We start from the raw sequence: 19,773 nt of genomic DNA, 5'->3' as shown, positions 1-19,773 counted from the left end.
TCCACGACGGCCGAAAACTTCAGCCAGGTGGCTCCTTGGTGGTGCGGTGGTCCCTGACCGACGGAGCACCGCGCTGGGTCTTCCGCACCGACAGGCAGGCCACCGCGCTGGACGCCGACCCCGACACCATCTCCATCTCCATCTCCTACGACGACGGCGAGATCGTCGCGCTCGCACTCGCCGACGGCAGCGTGTCCTGGCGGCAGTACCTCACCGTCGGGGAGGTGCCGGCGATACCGACCGCGCTCACCATCACCCAGCCGGGCCGGTTGCTCATCGGTACCAGTGACGGACGCATCCTCCTGTGCTCGACGGAACACTGACCCAGCCCCGTCACCTGCATCAGCCCGGAATACAGAAGGTCGGCGGTGCGCATGGCGCACCGGCTCGCAATGCCAGTGCCCTGCGTAGCAAGATCAATGCAGACGATGGCGCCTGGTTCTGGTCTGCAAAGGCGCGAGGGGTAGACCTGCGCTTCTGGCTGGCGTCCGCCCCAGCTTGCCCTCAATGCGCCAGATGAGGACATGAGCCGGGGCGTGGGCAGTCTCGAGTTCGCGCTGGGCTGCTGCGGTAGCGAGGTGGCGGCTGGGTCATGGCTGGCTCTCTGGGGCTGGGAGAGGGAGGCGGCCAGGGCAGGCCAGGCGGGCTCGGCGAGGATGCGATCGACGTGGGCCGGGAAGGTGGCGCGCAGCGCATCGCTCACACAGCGGGGGCGGCTTGGCCGGGGTGATGGCCCGCAAGCAGAGGGAAGGGGAAAGGCCAGGTCAGAGGGGGTCTGACCTGGCCTTTGTGGAGCCGCCTAAGGGAATCGAACCCTTGACCTACGCATTACGAGGGCCATCAAGATCATCCCGGGTGATGGTGCGCGGTGCCACCGCATCCCGTTCCCCCTGGTCAGAGGCGGACTCTCCTCCCGGCCATGCCGCCGAGTCCGCCGGGTGCCACCCCGTCCGCTCACGCATCGCTCACGCAGACCCCCCTCGCCTGCAGTGTCGCGCCCCAGGCGATGCTCTTCAGGATGCTCATGGACACGAGTGCCTGGTTCCAGCCTCGCCCAAAAATCACCCCGCCTGGGAGCCTCCTCTCACCCTCTCAGGGCAGCTCTGTACACACTGAGTTCATTGTTGTAGCGGCGTTCCCGAGCCATGAAGGCTTCCGTCCCGCCTTCCAGAATGTCTTGAATATCACGGCGCACGCGAGTCACCTCAATGGACCCTGCGTGCTGAACGAGATCACCTGCTTCAGATTCTCCACCGGCCTTGCTTGATTTCACCCGGATGGAATCTCCATCATTCTCGACTACGATGACACGCTCAGCGTCTGCATTGACCGGAATGTTGGCGTTATGCGTAACTACGATTACTTGACGCACCCAGCGACTCTTCCGAATCTCAGGGACGATGAGCTGGGAGATCCACGCTGTGTCTAGATCATCTTCCGGCTGATCAAGCACCAGTGGCTCGACGCCATGGTGAAGGACGAAGCTCAGCATTGCCGCACTTCGCTGTCCTGGAGAGCTAGTCGTAACCGACTGCCAATCTCCGTCACACGTCGCGTTTCCCCCGTCACGGAGGAAATACATATGAACGACGTCATCCGGATAAAGCATCGCGAGTCGAATGCGTTGGCCGGTATCAAGTTTTACAAGCTTGGACCACCAATTAACCCTGCACGCAACCTCCTTCTTGATCGGCTCAAAGGTGCCACTAAGAACACATTCCCGCCAAACCTTCAGCCGCTGCGACTGGACCTCTTGAGAGGTCTCCCAAATCCATTCAGCAAGCGCGGGAATGTCTTCCACGAATCCATCAGCTCGGATTCCCAGGAGCTCACGGACCTCCCTAACCCAGCCGCTAGAATTCCCGAAATGGTTCACCTTGAACCGAAGTGAACCACTACGCTGTTCGACTTCATTGAGAAGTTTCTTCCTTCGCCCGGATCTATTCTCATAAATCTGCCGAAGTCGACTCCAGGCGCGAGCCTCCGCTTGGCGCAGGTCATCAAGTCCTCGCGAAATTTCGTCAAGAGACCTGAGTTCCTCGATACTTCCGTTCAATGATTCAGTCAGAGAAAGGTATGTCGTAGGGTCAATACCCAGCTCATTCATGTACTCCTGGAAGGAAATGATGGAACGCTCTGCGGACTCAACCTTGACTGCCCAATCTTCGGATTGCTGGCGCTTACGCGCCGCCTCCACTTCTTGAAGGGAATCAGCGATTCTCTGACGGAGATCTCTCTCTAGCTCATCGCGAATCCTATTCAATTCCTCGTAATACGATGACACATCACTCGTGGCAGGCGAATGCGGAGCCGAACCTGCTTCCAGGTGACGCAGTAGTGATTCCTCAAGTTGGTGGACTGTATCAGTCAGACGCCGCGTAGAGGATGCGAGATTTGCCTGCTCGCGCAGAATTTCTTCGCTCTGTCGGCGCCGGCTCTGACTCTCCGCATCTCCGAAGGCTGAAACTTGTTGCTGAAGTTCTCTGATCCTCGCCTCTATCCCGGGACGACGTGACAAGCGAACTTCGGCATTCAGTCGCTCAGCTACGCTCGTCAAGCAAGCAGTCTGCGCGGCCTCAAGTGTCTGCTGGAAGGTACCGGTGAAGCCACTCTCGGCCTCTAGGGCGCTGTCGACGAGAGTGAACAGATGTCGCGACGCGGCAAATCTATCTTGATGATCTTGCGCAGTGCGCTCAAAGAGTTCCTTCTGACTGAAGATACTCATCGGGAAAGTTGTTGCGAGTGCACCGTTCCCGTGACGCATTTGCGAGCCGCTCTGTGCACTCCACTGCGCAGTGCCTGTCTCACGGGAGATCGCAATGCGATGACAGGCTGAAAGATCTGCCGAACGGAAAACTCCTTCGACAAACACCTGAGCCTCGCGCTGTATTCCTGGAGGTAGAAGATCAAGCCGACCGTACAGCTGGCGCAAGGCTGCGACAATTGTGGATTTTCCCGCCCCGCGTCCACCAATTATCACATTCAAACGAGGATCGAACCGTACTTCTAGCGCCTCGCTTGAATTTCCGAGATCTCCCCCCAGGCGCACCCTCTCAACCCAGGCGTGATCGACAACGTTAGGATCCGAATTTCCACGCAGCCGAACATCCCAACTAGGAATGATGCGAGCTTCGTAGTCAAGAAAAGCTTGACGCAGAGCCTCCTTCGAAGGCGAATCCATTCTGATCCACGTATACCTGCTGCCCAATTCGTCGAGTGAGTAGGCATCTGATGTTGCGATGAACGGAAGTCTTCGAATGCACGGCAAATCATCCAACCTGCGGCTTCGAAAGCGCCCTGCCCAAGAGGGGGATGCTGAATCGGACGGGTTCACGTCTCCAACGTCGATAGCCCCAAGTCGGTCGTGATGGAGAGCCTTCCATCGCAAGTCTCCCTGGATTGTCTTCTTCGACGCAATTCCATTGTCGTTCAGTGCGTGCGGTGCAACTGCAAGCCAACCCTCTGGAAGATTGTCGAGAATTTGCGTGACCGTATGTGGCGCCGGGGCAGGATGCCGAGTTTCGGATTCAGACGAGGATGATCTTCATTAAATCCACAAGTCTGCGCCAACATAAGGTCGATGTCGTGCTTGCTGCGATCCAACTCTCCAATGAGCAGGAGATGAACACCATCTGAACCAGATCCAGTTGTTACTTCAACCCCAGGGAAAACGATGACACCGTGACGTTCACCAGCGACCTTCATATCGTCAAGCCAGTCGCCTGTATTGTGATCCGCTAGCGCGATCACATCGATTCCTTGATCACGCAACTTTCGCATGTACTGATCAGCGAAGCCCTCCCGATCACTCCTACGAGAGAAATCGAAGTTCGCGCCAGGGGGAGCTTAAAATCGTACGCAGGTGTAGCTACCTGCAGGTCACACTTATACCAGCGAGACGCCTCACTCACCACTCTCTGCAACTAGAACCTCGGACTTGGGGGGGCAGAGACAATCATGAGGTGCCGCGATGCAGCTTCGCAGGGGATTTTTCCATCCTGTGACCATCGCTCGACGCGAAAGGAACTACTCGCAAGTAATAGAACTATCGTTCAATCTTGATTGAGCATGATCTTGGCTCCTCGGCGACGTCTAGCAGCGCTGCTACTAGATCATCCAGACTGCTCCGTAGCCGGTCCGCAGTCCCGGACAGAAGGTGCGCCGGCCGGTGCAGGCATTGGCATGAGCGACTACGTGATCCCTGTCCACTTCCAGGGGCGGGGGCCGTTGCGGCCTTGGAGGCAGTGGAGGCGGTGTTGGGCTTCGGGGTGCCAGGTGGGGTTGGTGGCGGCGTGTTGGGCGGCGTAGGTGGTGATGCGGAGTTCGCGGATGGCGCGCATGGTGTCGTAGCCGGGCCAGTCGAGGACGTCGTGGCCGTAGAGGGTGCAGAACTCCTTGTACTCCTGCGGGGACACGACGGCTGTGGTGGTGAGTTTGGCGGCGGTGGAGGTCAGGTCCCACTCGGGGCGGCCCACCGAGCAGCGTTCCAGGTCCATGAGACGGGCCGGGCCGCCGGCCAGGGGGCGGGCGACGTTGCCGGTCCAGGCGTCGCCGTGGACAAGGCAGTCGGGGAGGCCGTCGGGGAGGGAGGACCAGGCGGAGTGGAGCTCGGCGAGGCGGTTGCGGAGCCAGTCGCGGTCGGTGTCGGAGAGGGTGACGGCGGCGTCGATGCGGTCGCGGATGCGGACGAAGGGGTCCAGGCGGCCGACGGGGAAGTCGGGGAGGGGGAGGCTGTGGAGCTGCCGGATCAGGATGGCCAGGTCAAGGATGGTTCCGTTGGTGTGGGGTGGGAGCTCTTCCCAGAAGGAGACGGGGCGGCCAGCAGCGGTGACGGGGGTGTCGATGCCGGGGAGGGGGCGGACGACGGGGAGCCCTTGGGAGGAGAGCCAGCGGGCGAGGCGTAGTTCGCGTTCGGTCTGCTGGTACTGGCCGGCCTTGGTGATACGGGCGACGATGCCGCCGGGGAGGCGCCAGACGGCGTTCTCGGCCAGGCGTATCGGCTCGGCGCCGGAGGGGTCCAGGCCGACGGCCGCGCATGCGGTGGTGAGGATGGCCAGGGTTTCGTCGTGCGGGCCGGTCATACGGGAACCGTAGCGGTGACGCGTTCGCGCAGGGAGGTGGCGTTTCCGTTGGTGGGGTGCTTGCCGGCGAGGCGGCCGAGTTCGCGGATGTCGGCGGCGGCGCGGCGGGAGTGGAGATGCCCGGCCTCGGAGAGGGCTTGGTGGCCAATGTCGGCGGCATGGTTGGGATCGCCTGTGGCCATGACGAGGGAGGCGAGTTTGGTGCGGCTGAGGACGCGGGATCGGGCGTAGCGGTCACCGTGTCCCTTGACAGCGGCGGAGAGGCGTCGGGCGGCGCGGGTGGGGTCGTGTCCGTGGAGGGCGAGGTCGTAGAGGGCGTGGGCGGTGTCGCCGTTGTGCTGGGCTTCGTCGTAGTAGGCCATCCAGGGCGGGTCCTCGTCTGGGCGGGCGTGGGCGAAGGCGTCGTCGGCCTCGCCGACCGCGGAGAGGGTCTGCTGGACCTCTCCCATCCTGGCGAAGGCACGGGCCCGGGCGGCGTGGAGCATGGCGCGCTCGGTGGCGGTGAGCCGGTCGGCGCGGGCCAGGCCGAGTTCGGCGAAGGTGAGCCCGTCGTCCGGTTCGTTGGTCCAGATCGCCTGGCGGGCCAGGAGGGAGTAGGTCTTGGCGCGCAGGTGCCATTCCTTGGCTTCCTCGGCGCAGGCGGCGGCGAAGCGGAAGGTCTGCCGGGCGTCCTGGTGGGCGAGGGCGTCGAAGTTACTGGCTCCGACGACGATGCCGAGGTGAGCCACGGCTGCGAAGAGCCCCTGACGGAGAGCGGGCGGGCAGCTGATGTGGAGCAGGTCCTCGGCCCACATCATCGCGGTGGAGGCGGTCTGTTTGACGATGCCGTCGCCGCCGTACTGGTGGTCCAGGCGGGAGAGGAATGTCGCTGCCTCGATGAGTTCCTGGATGTCGTGCGGCCGGATTTCTGCGGGGAGCTGGGTGGGCTGGGCCGGCGAGAGCAGCCTGCTGGCGCCCGGGGTGGCCGCGAGCGCGGCGAGGCCGGGAACGGCGAGGAATGAGCGTCGGTCCACCGGTTCGTTACTCCCCTGTGCGGTCGGTGCTTGTGTTGCAAGCATGCGGCCACGGAGGGGTGTGACGGCGCCGGGAGAGGGTGCGGCAGCGCGGAAGTTGTCATCGCGGTGGCTTTTGTTGTCGCCGAAGGCGTGGCCCCAGCCGCGTTCCAGGAAGCCTCCGGTGTTCAGGGCGCGGTCCAGGGCGATGGCGGTTTCCAGGCGGCAGTTGTAGTCGCCGACCTCGATACGGCGGATGACCTCGCGGCTGACGTGCGCTTTCGCGGCGAGCTGCTGGAGGGACAGGCCGGCGACGTTCTTGCGCCAGTGGCGCAGTTCCGCTCCGAACCACTCCCTTGGGGAGGCGGAGGCGTCGAGCTGTTTCGGTGGCTGCGGCATGTCCTCTCCTTGTGCTGATGACAACTTCCGGGGAGTTGGCATCACGCACTGCACACGGGCGATTCCTCAGGGCCAAATAGGGGTTGAGCATTTCGTACCCAGTACACCGCGCTCCGTGAACCCCTCGCTGACGAAATGGAACTCCCGATGCCCGAACTTCTCAACCGGTCGGTGGAGCAGGACTCGTCGGACCGGTCCAGGCCCGCCCGTTCACGCACATTCGGCAGTCAGTGGGAGATGACCCTGACGGTGACGGAGCGATGTCTGGGGCCCGTCCGGGACATCGCCCGTGCGCACCTGCGGTGCTGGGGGATGGCGCAGGCGGAGGGGGTGGTGCTGCTCGGCATCACGGAGCTGCTGGCGAACGTGCTCCGGCACGCTGCCGTGAAGGAGGCCCGGCTGCTGGTGCAGGCCACGGTGGACGGCGTCTGCGTCACGGTGGCGGACTTTGATCCGCGGCTGCCGACGGTCCGGGTTCCGGACCCCTTCGCGGAGACGGGCAGGGGTTTGCCGTTGCTCCAGGCTCTGGCGGAAGGGTTCGGTGTCGCACCCAGCCCGAGCGGAAAGGTGGTGTGGTTCCGCGCCGGCTGTGCCGGGGAGGGGACGGGGCCGCCGGCCGCTGGTTCCGTGGCGGAGCTGGGTTCTGGTTCGGCTGTCCGGCTGGCGGTGTCGCCTGGCGGGAGCCGGTAATGGCGGCGACGCCCTCGGCGGGCGGTGCCCGGCTGGTCCAGCGGGCTCCCGACCGCGCCGTCCCGGCGAGGAAGTGGCAGCCGCCGCACGGCCGTGAGGTGCTGGAACGGCTGCTGGCCGCCCTGCGGGAGTGGGAGCCGGGCGGGCCGGTGATCTCGCTGGACGAGGTGTACCAGACGCTGGAGGACGTCCTCGGTGACGACTCCTACCTGAGCGGCCCCGAGCTGGCGAAGCTCGACGCCCGGTTGCGCGAGCACCTGGTGCAGCTCGTTCCCGTGCTGCGGCAGAAGGCCGGCGGGTCCGCGTCGCACGAGGAGCAGCGGGCCATCGGGCGGGCGCGGCGGCTCCGGGAACGGCCGCTGCCGGTCACCCACAGCCAGGCGCGGGCCCACGTGCGCGGGCTGGCCACCGCCGTCCAGTCGATTCTCTACCTCCTCGTCGAAGCCACCGCCGTCGAGGAAGCCGCACCACAGCAGCGTCAGAGCCGCGAGAACGGAGGGGCAGCGTGACCATCGTGCGCTTTGTGTCATGGAATCTGGGCAACGGCGGCATCGACGCCGGAGGTGACGAGACCCGCCGCAAGAGCCAGATCGGCATCGCGGCCGAGCTCGGCGCCGACGTGCTCGCCCTTCAGGAGCTGACCAACTGGGACGAGGGCGACTGGTGGCGGCTGTGGGAGCTGGCGGACTCCTTGGGCATGGTCCCGCTGCCGCCCGTCACCTCCCGCATCGGTGACGGACACAATCACCTTGCCCTGCTGTTCCGGCCGGAGGCGGTCCGGGTCCTACGCTACCGACCGGATGTCGGCAAGGGAGCTTTTCACCACGGGCTTGCCCGCGCCCGGCTCGCCGTGGAGGGCCAGGAGTTCGCGGTGCTGGCCACGCACCTGGCCTACAGCGACGGAGACACCCGGCTGCGCGAAGCGCGCTGGCTGACCGACAACGCCGGCTCCTTCCCGGGCCGGCCCGACAGCGCCGTGCTCATGGGCGACCTCAACACCCTCGCTGAGCAGGACCCGGAACCCGACTGGACGCTCGTGCCGCGCAACCTGCACGCCCGGTACCGGCTTGTCCATGCCGACGGCTCCTTCGGACCGGCCGACCGCCGGGCGCTGCGCGTCCTGCTGAACGCCGGCTGGACCGACCCGCAGACGCGGGTGGACCGGTCCCGAGCGGCGACTGTGGGCTACTGGTACGCCAACGAGCCCGTCCCCCTTCGACTGGACCACATCCTCACCACCGGCCGCATCCGGCCGCTGTCGTACACCACCTGTGACACCCCCGACACCCGGGCGGCCTCCGATCACCTGCCGGTCGCTCTCACGGCCGCGATCGGGGGCAGCCAGTGAGCAGCCACCTGGCCTGTTCCGTTCTGGTAGAGCGGCCGAGTTTTCGCAGTCGCGGGCCGCCGTCGGGCCCGGAGACCGTATCGGCCGGAATCCATCCGCCCCTGTCCACTTGTACGCACGCGGCGCGGAGGCGGGAGCCTCGCGGACAGGATGGCCGATAAGCAGTCGGGAGCGTAGCTGCGTGAATACGCTCCGCTCGAAGCGGGTTGACACCCCGGTCCTGACCGACCGATGTGAGGAGTGTTGATGTCCAACGTCCCTGTGCAGAACGGCATCTCGCCGTCGTCCCCGTCGGGGGACGGCTTCGACCTGGACGTGGCCCTGTTGGAAGTGGGCGATGTCGCCGGTCTGACCAATCTCACCGACGACAACTGCGGCACCACCTGCGGCGCCTGCACCACCAACGTCGCCTGATCTCCAGAACCGATCCCGGGCTGGTGCCGCCGCGCGCCACCGTGCGGCGGCACCGGCCTCCGGCCCCAGAGGTAGTGGAAGAGGCAGTGATGGCCCCGAGCACAACGTTCCGAGCTGGCAGAGCCGTGCTCGTGCGCGCTGTCGCACGGCCGGTGTTGTCCGTTCCGCCGTGCCCTGACGTGGAAGATCCGTCGCCTGAGGCAACCGCTGCCCAGCTCGTCTGGCTGCGGGAGGTGTGGTCCAGTGCCGGCTTTGCGGAGACGCTGGAGCACGCCAGTCCCGTTCTCGCCGATCAGATGCGGGCTCTGTGCTCGTCCAGGAATCCGGGGGCGCGGGAGGTACGGCGCGCGGTGGCGTCCGTGGCCCGATACGTCCAGCGTGCTGAACACCGGGCAACGCCTTTCGGCCTGTTCGCCGGCGTGGCAACGGCTGCTTTCGGGTCGCGAGCGCGCGTGGCGTGGGGCTCCGCTCCTGTCGTCACCGCCCGCGCGAGCGCGGCGTGGCTGACTGCGGTGGTCGGGCGGTTGGAGTCGTGCCCCGAGCTGCTCGACCGGCTCCCCGTGGTGGTCAACAACGCCGTGAGCCGACGCGATGACCGGCTCATCGTTCCCTACCAGCTCGACGCCCAGGAGGAGCGCACACGGGCGGTCGAGGTCTCCCTTGCCCTGACCGAGCCGGTGCAGGCGGTGCTGGCAGTGGCCCGCACGCCTCTTCCTTTCGCCGTGCTGGCCGACAAGATCGAGGCGGAATTCCCTGCGGCCGGGCCGGAGAAGGTGCGGACGCTGCTGCGGGAGCTGGTGAAGCGGCAGGTGCTGATGACGAGCCTGCACGCGCCGAGCACGGAGCCTGATGCCCTGGCGTACCTGCTCGGTCAGCTCGACTCCGTCGCGGCGGAGACCATCCCGGCGGTCACGGAGATGGTGCGTGGGCTGCATGAGGTCCGGGCGGGCCTGGCGGGCTGCGGAACGCGCGGCGGCCGACAGCACGTCACGGCCCGGATGCGTGCCATCGAGCCGGGCCTGCGTCGTCATCCACTCTCGCTCGATCTGAGCCTGGGTGCACGGATCGAGCTTCCCGAGGCGGTCGCCCGTGAGGTCGAGCGAGCTGCCCTGGTGCTGGCCCGGGTGAGTGCCCGCCCGTACGGGACCGCGGCGTGGGGTGCCTACCACCAGCGGTTCTACGAGCGCTACGGGGTCGGCACGATGGTGCCGCTCCAGGAGGTCCTGGCCGACAGCGGCACCGGCTTTCCTGACGGTTACCCGGGCACTCCGGCCGAGGCCCGCCGCCCGCGCCTCTCCGCTCGGGACGACGTCCTCGTGCATCTGGCGCAGTCAGCAGCGCTGGACGGACACGAGGAGGTGGTCCTTACCGATGACCTGATCGCCGCCATGGACGTGGGTCCGGAAGTTCCCCGGCTGCCACCACATGTGGAGGTCGGCGTGCGCGTGTATGCCACTGGAGCTGAGGAGTTGCAGCGCGGGAGGTTCCGGCTGGAGGTGATGAGCGTGTCACGGGGCGCCGGCGTATCCACCGGCCGTTTCCTCGGCGTTCTGGATTCCGAGGAACGCCGGGCTCTGATGGTGGAGCTGGCTGAGCTGCCGACCGCCGATGACGGCACCATTCCCGTGCAGCTCTCCTTCCCGCCGCTGCTGCCCGGGGCCGCGGATGTGACCCGCGCCCCGCAGGTGCTGCCGGTCGTGCTGAGCGTGCAGGAGCACCGGGCCCCCGCTCGTCACGTGCTCACGCCCGGTGATCTCGCGGTGGGCTGTGACGGCCGCCGCATGTACCTGGCCGCCCCCGAGCTCGGCCGGCGCATCGAGCCCGTGGGGATGCACGCCCTGAACCTCACCACCCACACCCCTCCCCTGGTCCGCTTCCTCACGGAACTGCCCCGCGCCCAGTGCGCCCAGGTCACCACCTTCGACTGGGGCGCGGCGGCCGGGATGCCGTTCCTGCCCAGGCTGCGGTACGGGCGCACGGTGCTCGCTCCCGCCCGCTGGCGCCTGACGGCGGCCGAATTACCCGCTCACGACCACCCTCGGGAGGAGTGGGATGCAGCCCTCGGCGACTGGCGGGTCCGTCGGCGGCTGCCGCAGCGCGTCTACCTGACCGAGGACGACCGGCGCCTGCTGCTCGACCTCGATCAACCCGGACACCGCGCTCTGCTGCGTCGGCATCTTCGCCGGTCCCCGGTGGCCGTTCTGGTCGAGGCGCCGCCGGCCGAGTCGTTCGGCTGGTGCGGTGGACGTGCCCACGAGGTTGTCGTGCCCCTCAAAGCCATCCGGCCGCCGGCCTGGCCGGCCCTGCCCGCACCCACCTGGGAGCGCGCCCTCACCGCGGCGCAGTCGCAGTCCCCAGGCGCCTCGTCGCTGCTGCTGGCAGCCCTGTACGGAGACCTCCGCCGCCAGGATGCTCTGCTCACCCGGCACCTGCCGGAGCTCCTGCGCCGACTCGGCGGCCCGCCCTGGTGGTTCATCCGCTTCCGGGACCCCGAGCAGCACCTGCGGCTGCGTATCGCGCTGCCCGGCCCTGACGCCTTCGCGGACACCGTACGCGCGGTGAGCGCCTGGGCCGACGAGCTGCGCGTCCTTGGGCTGCTGTCGGACCTGCGCTACCCCACCTCCTACCGCGAGATGGGCCGCTGGGGATCGGGCGCCGCTTGGGAAGCGGCGGAGGAGGTGTTCCGCGCGGATTCGCGCGCCGTCGTCGCCCAGCTCTCCCAGCGGCACCGCCCCGGCCAGCGAGCCCTGGTGGCGGCACACTTCCTCGCCATCGCTGCCGCGTTCCTCGGCAGCGTCGAGGCCGGGACACGCTGGCTGATCGACCACATCCCGCCGACCTCGCCCACACCCGTGCCGCGTCCGCAGCTCACCGAGGCCGTACGGCTGGCCGACCCCTCGGACGGCTGGGCGGCGCTGCGCAGCGTCCCCGGCGGCAAGGAAACCGTGGCGGCCTGGGCCGACCGCGACATATCCCTTGCCGCCTACCGCGCCCATCTCCCCGGCCCGGACACCAGAGGCATTGATCCCGACGACGTGCTGACCTCTCTCCTCCACACCCACTTCGTACGGCATGTCGCGGTGAACTTCCCCGAGGAAGAGGTCTGCCTGTACCTCGCCCGCTGCGCCGCGATGGCCTGGGCCGCCCGCACTTCCGGGAGGACACCGTGACGGCCCTCCCCGCACTGGAGCTGACACAGGCGGTCGCGGACCTGCTCGCCGATCCGGAGACCGCGCCCACGGGGTCGCATGCGGCGGCGGACCGGCAGCACCTCGCGTACGGCGTGCCCGGCATCGCTCTGCTGCACGTCGAACGGGCCGCGGCCGGCCTGGGTCCGTGGCAGCGCGCCCATGACTGGCTTGCCGCCGGTACCCAGAAGCCGCTCACCAGCGGCGCCGACAGCCACCCGTTTTACGGCGCTCCCGCCTTCGCCTACGTCCTGGCCTGCGCCGCCGAGCATCAGCCCGGCTCTTACCAGCGGGCTCTCGCCACGCTGAATGCCCAGATGGCCAAGGATGTCCGCCGACGCCTGGACGCCGCCCACTGGCGCATCGACACCGGGCGTCCCCCGGCGCTCGCCGAGTTCGACGTCGTCCGCGGCCTGGCAGGCTACGGCGCCCACCTGCTGCACCACACCCCGGCAAGCCCGCTGCTGCGCGGAGTCCTGGAGTACTGCGTGCGCCTGACCGAACCGATCACCGACCACGGTGACCTCCTCCCGGGCTGGTGGACGGCAAGCGGCCCCTCGGGACAGCCGGACGAGCGGTACCCCGGTGGGCACGCCAACAACGGTGCGGCACACGGCGTCGGTGGAGTCCTGGCCTTTCTGGCCCTGTCCGCCCGCAGGGGCATCCTCGTCAACGGGCACCGTGAAGCCATCCGCACGATCCTGGCGTGGCTGGACCGCTGGCAGCAGGACTCAGGCCAGGGAACCGGCTGGCCGTACTGGGTGACGCGGGCGGAACTGCGCAGCGGACGGCTCTCCTCGGGCGGGCCGCGCCGTCCGTCCTGGTGCTACGGCACCGCCGGCCTCGCCCGCGCCCAGCAACTGGCCGCCATCGCGCTGGAAGACGCCAACCGGCAGGCCGAGGCGGAGAGAGCCCTCGCCGCCGCTCTCACCGATCCCTCCCAGTTGCGGGCCACGACCGACCGCGGCATGTGCCACGGATTCGCCGGTCTCGCCCACATCGCCGCCCGGACCGCCGACGACGCCCGCCCCGAGACCGCCGCACTGCTCCGCGCCACCCTCCCGCCACTGCTCAGCGCCGTATGCCCGCCCGGAGCCGACCCGGCCGAGACCGCCGCCGCCATCGCGCGGGACAAAGCGGCCGGCTCCGGCTTCCTCAACGGCGCGGCAGGAACAGCGCTGGCACTCCTCGCCCCGGCCACCGCAACGCCGCCCCGTTCCGCCTGGGACGCCTGCCTGCTCCTCGCCTGATCACTGACCGAAGGGCCCCCGACATGTCCCAGGACCGCTGGCAGCAGCACAGCATCACCTTCACCGACCGCGAGACCAGGCAGCGCGCCATCACCGAGCACATAGGCCCGACGCTGCTCGCGGCCGAGGAGGCCGGGCAGCTCACCGGCTGGTGGTTCATGAACAAGCAACCCTGGCCGCTGCGCTACCGAGCCGCCGAGCCGTCCCCGCTCATCGTCTCGCTGCTCAGCGGACTCACCGCCGACAGAACCGTCCTGTCCTCGGCACGCGGCATCTACGAGCCGGAGACCTTCGCGTTCGGCGGCACCGAAGCCATGGAGGCCGCTCACGAACTGTTCCACCAGGACAGCCGCCACCTGCTCGCCCACCAGCCCCGGCCCGGACGGCTCGGCCGCCGGGAGACCGCTGTTCTCCTGGCGAGCGCAATGATGCGGGCGGCCGGTCTCGACTGGTTCGAGCAGGGTGACGTCTGGGCCAAGGTCGCCGACCTGCGTCCAGCCGCCGGACCCATGGCTCCCGGACGAGCCGCTGCCCTGGCACCCGCGATGCGCCGACTGATGACCACCGACGCCCGCAGCCTGTGCCGTCCGGGCGGGCCGCTCCACGGGCACGTGGGTTGGGTGGACGCCTTCGAACAGACGGGCGCCGCGCTGGCCCGCCTCGCCGCCGACGGTCTCCTCACTCGGGGGCTGCGGGCCGTCCTCGCCCACCACCTGATCTTCCACGCCAACCGCGCCGGTCTCCCCCGCGGCGACCAGCACGCCATCTCCCACATCGCACGAGAGGTAGTCATGGGATCGAGTGACACCACCGCGTCGCCCGCCGAGGGCACGCCCCCGGCCGTTAACGTCGGCGCGGTGACTTCCCAGAACACCGGCACCATCACCCCGCAGGAGACCGACGCCGAACGGCTCCGCAACGCCCTGGTCGACCGCATCCGCGCCAACGGCCACGCCCGCACCGCCCAGGTCGAGAACGCCCTGCGGACCGTTCCGCGCCACCTGTTCGTGCCCGACGCCACGCTCGAAGACGCCTACGCCAACGCCCCGGTGCACATCAAGTACGACACCGACGGCACATCGATCTCCTGCGCCTCCCAGCCCGGCGTCGTCGCCCTCATGCTCGACCAGCTCGACGTCCGACCCGGTGACCGCATCCTCGAACTCGGCGCCGGCAGCGGCTACAACGCCGCACTCCTCGCCCACCTGGCCGGCCCGCAGGGACACGTCACCACCATCGACGTCGACGAGGACCTGGTGGATGGCGCCCGCACACACCTCGCCACCGCCGGATGCACCAACGTCCAGGCCCTGACCCGCGACGGCGCCCTCGGACACCCCGAGGGCGCACCCTATGACCGGATCATCGCCACGGTCGGCGCCCACGGCATCCCCCACGCCTGGCTCGACCAGCTCGCCCCCGGAGGCCGCCTCCTGGTGCCGCAGCGTCTGAAGGGTAGCGTCGCCCGCTCCGTCGCCTGGGAGCGTCACGACGGCCGATGGGTCTCCCTGAGCAGCGAGATGAACACCTTCATGCCGCTGCGCCGCGGCATCGCGGATGACGACCGCCGCGTCGTCCCGCTCAGCGCGGACGGCAGCGTGCGCCTCCAAACCCCCGCCGGGCAGCACATCGACGCCGACGCACTGGCCGGTGTCCTGGACCAGCCACGCACCGAGAAGTGGACCGGAATGACGGTCCGGGCGATGGAATCCCCGGAGTGGATGGAGCTGTTCGTCACCTGTTCCGTCCCCTCCGGCCTGATCCGCATGCTCTTCCCGCCCACCGCCAAGGGAACCCTCCTCACCGACGACCCCTACCCCTCCTCCACCGCGGCCGTGGACAAGGGCGCCCTCACCTACCTCGCCCGCCGCCTGTCCCCGGAGAAGACCCCCGAGGGCGGCAAGCTCTGGGAATTCGGCGTCATCGGCCACGGCCCCGGCAGCGACGAACTCGCCGCCAAGGTCGCCGACGCCATCCGCACCTGGGACCGCGAATACCGCGACCGCACCGCCTCTTTCGAGATCCAGCCGCTCGACGCCCCCGCCCCAGAAGACCGCCCAGGCGTGTTCGCCGTCACGACCCCGCTGAACCGGATCGTCGTCGACTGGACCTGACGGCACCCGCCCACACGCCTCGCCCGCCCGCCCCTCGGAGGGCTCATGGACCCGCACGGCCCCACGGCCCAGCGCTTCCCGCTCGTCGCCCGCTTCCGGCCCTCATGCCTGCCGCTGCCCGAACGCGTCGCCACCCTGACCGAGCTCTCCCGGCGGGCCCAGCGCGAGGCCGACCAGGGCCTGGCCTCAGCGGTCTTCAACCAGGCCGCACTCATCACCTCCGACCTCGGCCTGCCCGACCCGGCCCGCACGATGTGCCTCCGGCACGCCGCCGCCTACCTCCACGCCTGCCCTCTGCCCGGCATGACCGCGATCCGCGCCCTCGAACCCGTCGTGAACCTCGCCCGCCTGCACATCCGCGCCGGCCAAGGCGACCACGGTCGCCAGCACCTCCTCACCCTCTACGAAGCCGTCAGCAGCAGCACCGCCACCGACGTCGAGGGCGTCACCATCCCGGCACACCTCACCCCGACGGCCGAGGACCGCCAGGAGGTCCGCGCCTGGCTGTGGCGAGTGGTGCTCGCCGACGGCACCCGCACCCTCACCACAGCCGGCCGCTGGGCCGAGGCCCTGGCACACATCACCGCACACCGCGGCCTGGGAAACCACATGCTCGACGGCCGCCAAGTCGCCATCGTCGCGGCTCTGGTCTCCGGAGACGTGGCTGCCGCCGAAGCCCTGCTGGCAGCCACGACACCCGGCGCCCCATGGGAACAGGCCGTCACCCACTGCCTCTCCGTCCTCTGCCAACAGGCCCTCGACCGCACCGCCGACGAACCTCTCGCCACGCTGATCGAGGGCTACGTCCGGCGAGCGGCCGAACCCGGCCTCACCGTCTTCGACATCCGTCTCGGCCTGGTCATCCTCGACGCCACCTACGCAGCACACGATCGCTCCGCTCGGCAGGTCAGCGACCGTCTGCACCACCGCACCGTCATCGCCACGGACGGCTACGCGGCCCGGGAATGCCTCGCCCATCCCCGGTTCCGTACGCTCGCCACCGAGCAGCAGATCCGAGACTGCACCGATCTTCTCCAGCGCTGCGCCCTCGGCTTCGGCGTTCTTCCTGATGACCTGGGAACGGAACTGATCCGCGCCTTGGCGACCAGCGAATCCGTCATCCGCGCCAGCGTCACGCCGCTCCCCGGACTGAACAGGTAGAAATCACGAGCTTCAAAGGCACGGAGAACTCGCCCGCCTTGCGGCCCAGGAGTCAGGCAGCCTGACCAGCGTGGGCACCTCTTGCCACCCGTACCCTGCCGACCGCATCGAACGCCCTCAGCTCGGAGCCCTTGAGATGATCGCGAACATGACTTCGCCGCTGCATGTCGATCGTATTCTCGGGGACCGGCCTTTCGCGGAGACCGGCGATCCCGCCCTGGTGGTCGCCGACCGGGAGCGTGGCATGCTCGCCATTGCCGGCAGGCACCGCTACGGCTTCATCAGCGGTGCTCCCGTCGGGGTCTACGGCATCGGCGACCAGTCCTGCCGTGCGCTTGTCCGCTCCCACTACCCGGTCCACGGAATGGCGTTCCATCCATCGCAGGACCTCTTGGCCATCGGTGCCGGCCGCTACGACGGCGGCTACTTCTTCGAAGGCGAACTTCTGCTGCTGAACCTGGAGACCGGCGAGGTCGTCTCCGCCTTCGAGGAGAGGCTCGGCCGCCAGGTGCTGGAGCTGGAGTGGCTGAGCGGGACCGAACTGCGGCTGACGATGGCCCCGCCCGACGACTGGGGCGATGAACAGGCCCACCACGAAGGACACACCGCCACGGTGACCCGGCGCGACTGGTATCTCCTCGCCCCACGATCGCTCACTCACCAGGAACTGGCCGGGCCGCGCGGGCCGGCACCCCGCCGCGAGACCAACCGGACCGCCCGTCGGCTGGTCGAGGAACTGGCGCCGGAGTGGACGCCACGCCACGACGTGCGCACCGTCGAGCAGCTGGCGGACGGCCGGTGCCTGGCTGCTCTCGACGGAGTGCGGCTCGAATCCTGGCTGCCGTCGGGCGAGCGTGAATGGGCGGTCGCCGACGAGGAGGGCGGACGGGAGATCGTGGTCGCCGCCGATGAACAGTCGGCCTGGGTCAGCGTGGCCGCGTCCCGCGATGCCGGCGGGTACCGGACCCCACGGACCCTCGCCCGGATCTCCCTCGTCGATGGAAGCGAACTGGACCGTGTCGTCCCCTCCCGCCCCGTCTCCCTGCTGCGGTCCGCGGACGGCCGGCCCGTTCTCATGCCCAGGGGTACGAACGGTGTCCGCAGTTCCCTCCCGGTCCGGCGCGGGCGCCGGATCTACTTCCAGGAGGCGGAGGGTCCGGGCAGACCAGGGCGCCAAGCTCCGGGAAAGCAGTGGCTTGCCGCGGCCGGCCTGCCCGAGGGCGGCACGGGCCGCCCGGAGGAGCCTGTGCGTCGTGACGCCCAGCGCCTCTTCCCCTTCTCGTGGATACCCGGGGAGACGCACTTCGGCGGACCGGCGGTGGAGACCGCCGATGGGACACTGGTCCATGCCGGAACGGTCTACGACGGCCGAGGACTTCAGCCAGGTGGCTCCTTCGTGGTGCGGCGGTCCCTGACTGACGGAGCGCCGCGCTGGGTCTTCCGCACCGACAGGCAGGCCACCGCGCTGGACACCGACCCCGACACCGTCTATATCGCCTACGACGACGGCGAGATCGTCGCGCTCGCACTCGCCGACGGCAGCGTGTCCTGGCGGCAGTACCTCACCGTCGGGGAGGTGCCGGCGATACCGACCGCGCTCACCATCACCCAGCCGGGCCGGTTGCTCATCGGTACCAGTGACGGACGCATCCTCCTGTGCTCGACGGAACACTGACCCAGCCCCGTCACCTGCCGTCGCCCCGGAAGAAGACAGAAGGTCGGAGGTGCACAAGGCTGCACCGGCTCGGTACTCCAGTGCCCTGCGCAGCAAGATCAACGCGGACGAGGGCGCCGGTCCTGGTCTGCAAAGGCGCGAGGGCAGACCTGCATTTCCGGCTGGTGTCCGCCCCTCCCGCTTGCCCTCAATGCGCCAGATGAGGACGTGCGCAGGGGCGCGGGCTGTGTCGAGTTCGCGTTGGGCTGCTGCGGTAGCGAGGGGGGCGGCGGGGTCGTGGCCGGCTCGCTGGGTGTGGGAGAGGGCGGCGGCCAGGGCGGGCCAGGCGGGGTCGGCGAGGATGCGGTCGGCGTGGGCCGGGAGGGTGGCGCGCAGCATGGCCTCGTAAGGGCTGAGTTCCATGGGTGTAGGCACCCGGGCCATGAGGGCGGCGAGGTGGGGGCGGCTGGCGTGGCCGTAGGCGTTCTCCAGGTGGGTGAGGGCTTGCCGGGCGGCGGCGCGCACACCCTGACGGTCTCGGCCCAGCTCGTCCAGGACGGCTGGGACGTACGGAACTCCGAGCCCAAGACCGACAGCGGCTTCCGCGTGATCGCCCTGGACGACGACACGGTGGACGTCCTCAAGCGTCACCGCGAACGCCAGGACGCCGACCGGGCGGAGTGGGATTCGGCATGGGTGGAGACAGGTCTGGTCTTCACCCAGGAGGACGGCTCCTGGCTGCATCCGGGGAAGGTGACCGACCTCTTCGAGCGGCTGGTGGCGGCCTCGGATCTGCCGCCGGTCCGGCTGCATGACCTGCGGCACGGGGCGGCCACGCTCATGCTCGCCGCCGGCGTCGATGTGAAGGTGGTCTCCGACACTCTCGGGCACAGCGACACCCGGATCACGCGCGACATCTACCAGAGCGTGCTGCCCGAGGTCGGCAAGAGCGCCGCCGAGGCGACCGCCAAGCTGGTGCCCCTCAAGCGCAAGGCCGAGGCCGAGAAGGCCCGCAAGGCCGCACGGAAGGCGAAGCGCGAGGAGAAGGCCCGCAGGGCGGCGAGGAAGGCCAGGCGGGCCGAGAAGGCCAAGGCCACGGGACGGAAGAAGCGCGGGCGGAAGCCGGGGAAACGGAAGGACTGACCAGGCCCGCTCACGCATCGCTCACGCACGAGGGGTGAGGGCGCCGTCGGAGTGATGGCCCGCAAGCCGCGGGAACGGGAAAAGCCCGGGTCATGGGGTAGATGACCTGGGCTTTCCTGGAGCCGCCTAAGGGAATCGAACCCTTGACCTACGCATTACGAGGTCATCCACGACACCGCCGTGACCAGCGGAGACATCGCCGCAGGGCACCTGACCTGCGAAACCACCCCTCACTGGATCCCGACGCCTCTCACGGCTTCTCGACGCCATGTGTATGGGAACGCTTCCTCAAGCACAGGTCAGACCCGCGCCTCGTCCCAGCGTCCGACGCCGACCACG

At 68.5% G+C, this 19,773-nt stretch carries 14 protein-coding genes and 1 pseudogene; 11 read left to right on the top strand and 4 right to left on the bottom strand.

All coding sequences use genetic code 11. The annotated features are described in order from the left end of the window. Positions 1 to 38: 38 nt before the first annotated feature. Positions 39 to 323, top strand: a complete 285-nt coding sequence (locus BM242_RS22985) for a hypothetical protein (protein ID WP_093840819.1) — start codon at positions 39 to 41, stop codon at positions 321 to 323. 761 nt (positions 324 to 1,084) lie between these two features. On the opposite strand, the gene BM242_RS22980 is transcribed toward BM242_RS22985, so the two are convergent. The 4 genes from BM242_RS22980 to BM242_RS22970 all read right to left on the bottom strand — a co-directional run bounded on the left by BM242_RS22980 (position 1,085) and on the right by BM242_RS22970 (position 6,472). Further along, positions 1,085 to 3,181: an AAA family ATPase gene (locus tag BM242_RS22980; RefSeq protein ID WP_093840818.1), complete on the bottom strand. Its 2,097-nt coding sequence runs from the start codon at positions 3,179 to 3,181 to the stop codon at positions 1,085 to 1,087. A gap of 248 nt (positions 3,182 to 3,429) precedes the next feature. Beyond that, positions 3,430 to 3,750: a PHP domain-containing protein gene (locus BM242_RS29000; protein ID WP_139238409.1), complete on the bottom strand. Its 321-nt coding sequence runs from the start codon at positions 3,748 to 3,750 to the stop codon at positions 3,430 to 3,432. Between the two features lie 440 nt (positions 3,751 to 4,190). Beyond that, positions 4,191 to 5,081 (bottom strand): phosphotransferase enzyme family protein, encoded by an 891-nt coding sequence (locus BM242_RS22975; protein ID WP_093840817.1) that lies wholly within the window; start codon positions 5,079 to 5,081, stop codon positions 4,191 to 4,193. Continuing rightward, complete coding sequence (locus BM242_RS22970) at positions 5,078 to 6,472, bottom strand: helix-turn-helix transcriptional regulator (RefSeq protein ID WP_093840816.1); 1,395 nt, start codon at positions 6,470 to 6,472, stop codon at positions 5,078 to 5,080. The genes BM242_RS22975 and BM242_RS22970 overlap by 4 nt, the downstream gene beginning before the upstream one ends. A gap of 135 nt (positions 6,473 to 6,607) precedes the next feature. Here BM242_RS22970 and BM242_RS22965 point away from each other — a divergent pair, with 135 nt between their 5' ends. From BM242_RS22965 to BM242_RS22920, 10 genes and pseudogenes are all read left to right on the top strand, one after another. After that, complete coding sequence (locus tag BM242_RS22965) at positions 6,608 to 7,162, top strand: ATP-binding protein (RefSeq protein ID WP_093840815.1); 555 nt, start codon at positions 6,608 to 6,610, stop codon at positions 7,160 to 7,162. After that, positions 7,162 to 7,671 (top strand): DUF6415 family natural product biosynthesis protein, encoded by a 510-nt coding sequence (locus BM242_RS22960; protein ID WP_093840814.1) that lies wholly within the window; start codon positions 7,162 to 7,164, stop codon positions 7,669 to 7,671. The genes BM242_RS22965 and BM242_RS22960 overlap by 1 nt, the downstream gene beginning before the upstream one ends. After that, positions 7,668 to 8,510 carry an endonuclease/exonuclease/phosphatase family protein gene (locus BM242_RS22955; protein WP_245834417.1) on the top strand — a complete coding sequence of 281 codons (843 nt, stop codon included), beginning with the start codon at positions 7,668 to 7,670 and terminating at the stop codon, positions 8,508 to 8,510. The genes BM242_RS22960 and BM242_RS22955 overlap by 4 nt, the downstream gene beginning before the upstream one ends. A 246-nt stretch (positions 8,511 to 8,756) precedes the next feature. Beyond that, positions 8,757 to 8,924 carry an FxLD family lanthipeptide gene (locus BM242_RS22950; RefSeq protein WP_093840813.1) on the top strand — a complete coding sequence of 56 codons (168 nt, stop codon included), beginning with the start codon at positions 8,757 to 8,759 and terminating at the stop codon, positions 8,922 to 8,924. An 89-nt stretch (positions 8,925 to 9,013) separates the two neighbouring features. Next, a complete protein-coding gene (locus BM242_RS22945) occupies positions 9,014 to 12,094 on the top strand; it encodes a lantibiotic dehydratase (RefSeq protein WP_093840861.1) in 3,081 nt (1,026 codons plus the stop codon). Continuing rightward, positions 12,091 to 13,362 carry a lanthionine synthetase C family protein gene (locus BM242_RS22940; RefSeq protein ID WP_093840812.1) on the top strand — a complete coding sequence of 424 codons (1,272 nt, stop codon included), beginning with the start codon at positions 12,091 to 12,093 and terminating at the stop codon, positions 13,360 to 13,362. The genes BM242_RS22945 and BM242_RS22940 overlap by 4 nt, the downstream gene beginning before the upstream one ends. 23 nt (positions 13,363 to 13,385) lie before the next feature. Then, entirely contained in the window at positions 13,386 to 15,476 is a 2,091-nt protein-coding gene (fxlM, locus tag BM242_RS22935) for a methyltransferase, FxLD system (RefSeq protein WP_093840811.1), read from the top strand. Between the two features lie 45 nt (positions 15,477 to 15,521). After that, positions 15,522 to 16,637: a hypothetical protein gene (locus tag BM242_RS22930; protein ID WP_093840810.1), complete on the top strand. Its 1,116-nt coding sequence runs from the start codon at positions 15,522 to 15,524 to the stop codon at positions 16,635 to 16,637. A 148-nt stretch (positions 16,638 to 16,785) separates the two neighbouring features. Beyond that, positions 16,786 to 18,312, top strand: coding sequence for a PQQ-binding-like beta-propeller repeat protein (locus BM242_RS22925; protein ID WP_093840860.1), 1,527 nt, complete (start codon positions 16,786 to 16,788; stop codon positions 18,310 to 18,312). Between the two features lie 501 nt (positions 18,313 to 18,813). After that, positions 18,814 to 19,434: pseudogene (locus tag BM242_RS22920) on the top strand (site-specific integrase); the annotation flags it as partial. Between the last annotated feature and the right edge of the window lie 339 nt (positions 19,435 to 19,773).

Source organism: Streptomyces aidingensis (genome assembly GCF_900112355.1).
GTDB lineage: Bacteria > Actinomycetota > Actinomycetes > Streptomycetales > Streptomycetaceae > Streptomyces > Streptomyces aidingensis.
The sequence above is the reverse complement of the archived record's forward strand: the minus strand, read 5'-3'. Positions and strand labels throughout refer to the sequence as shown.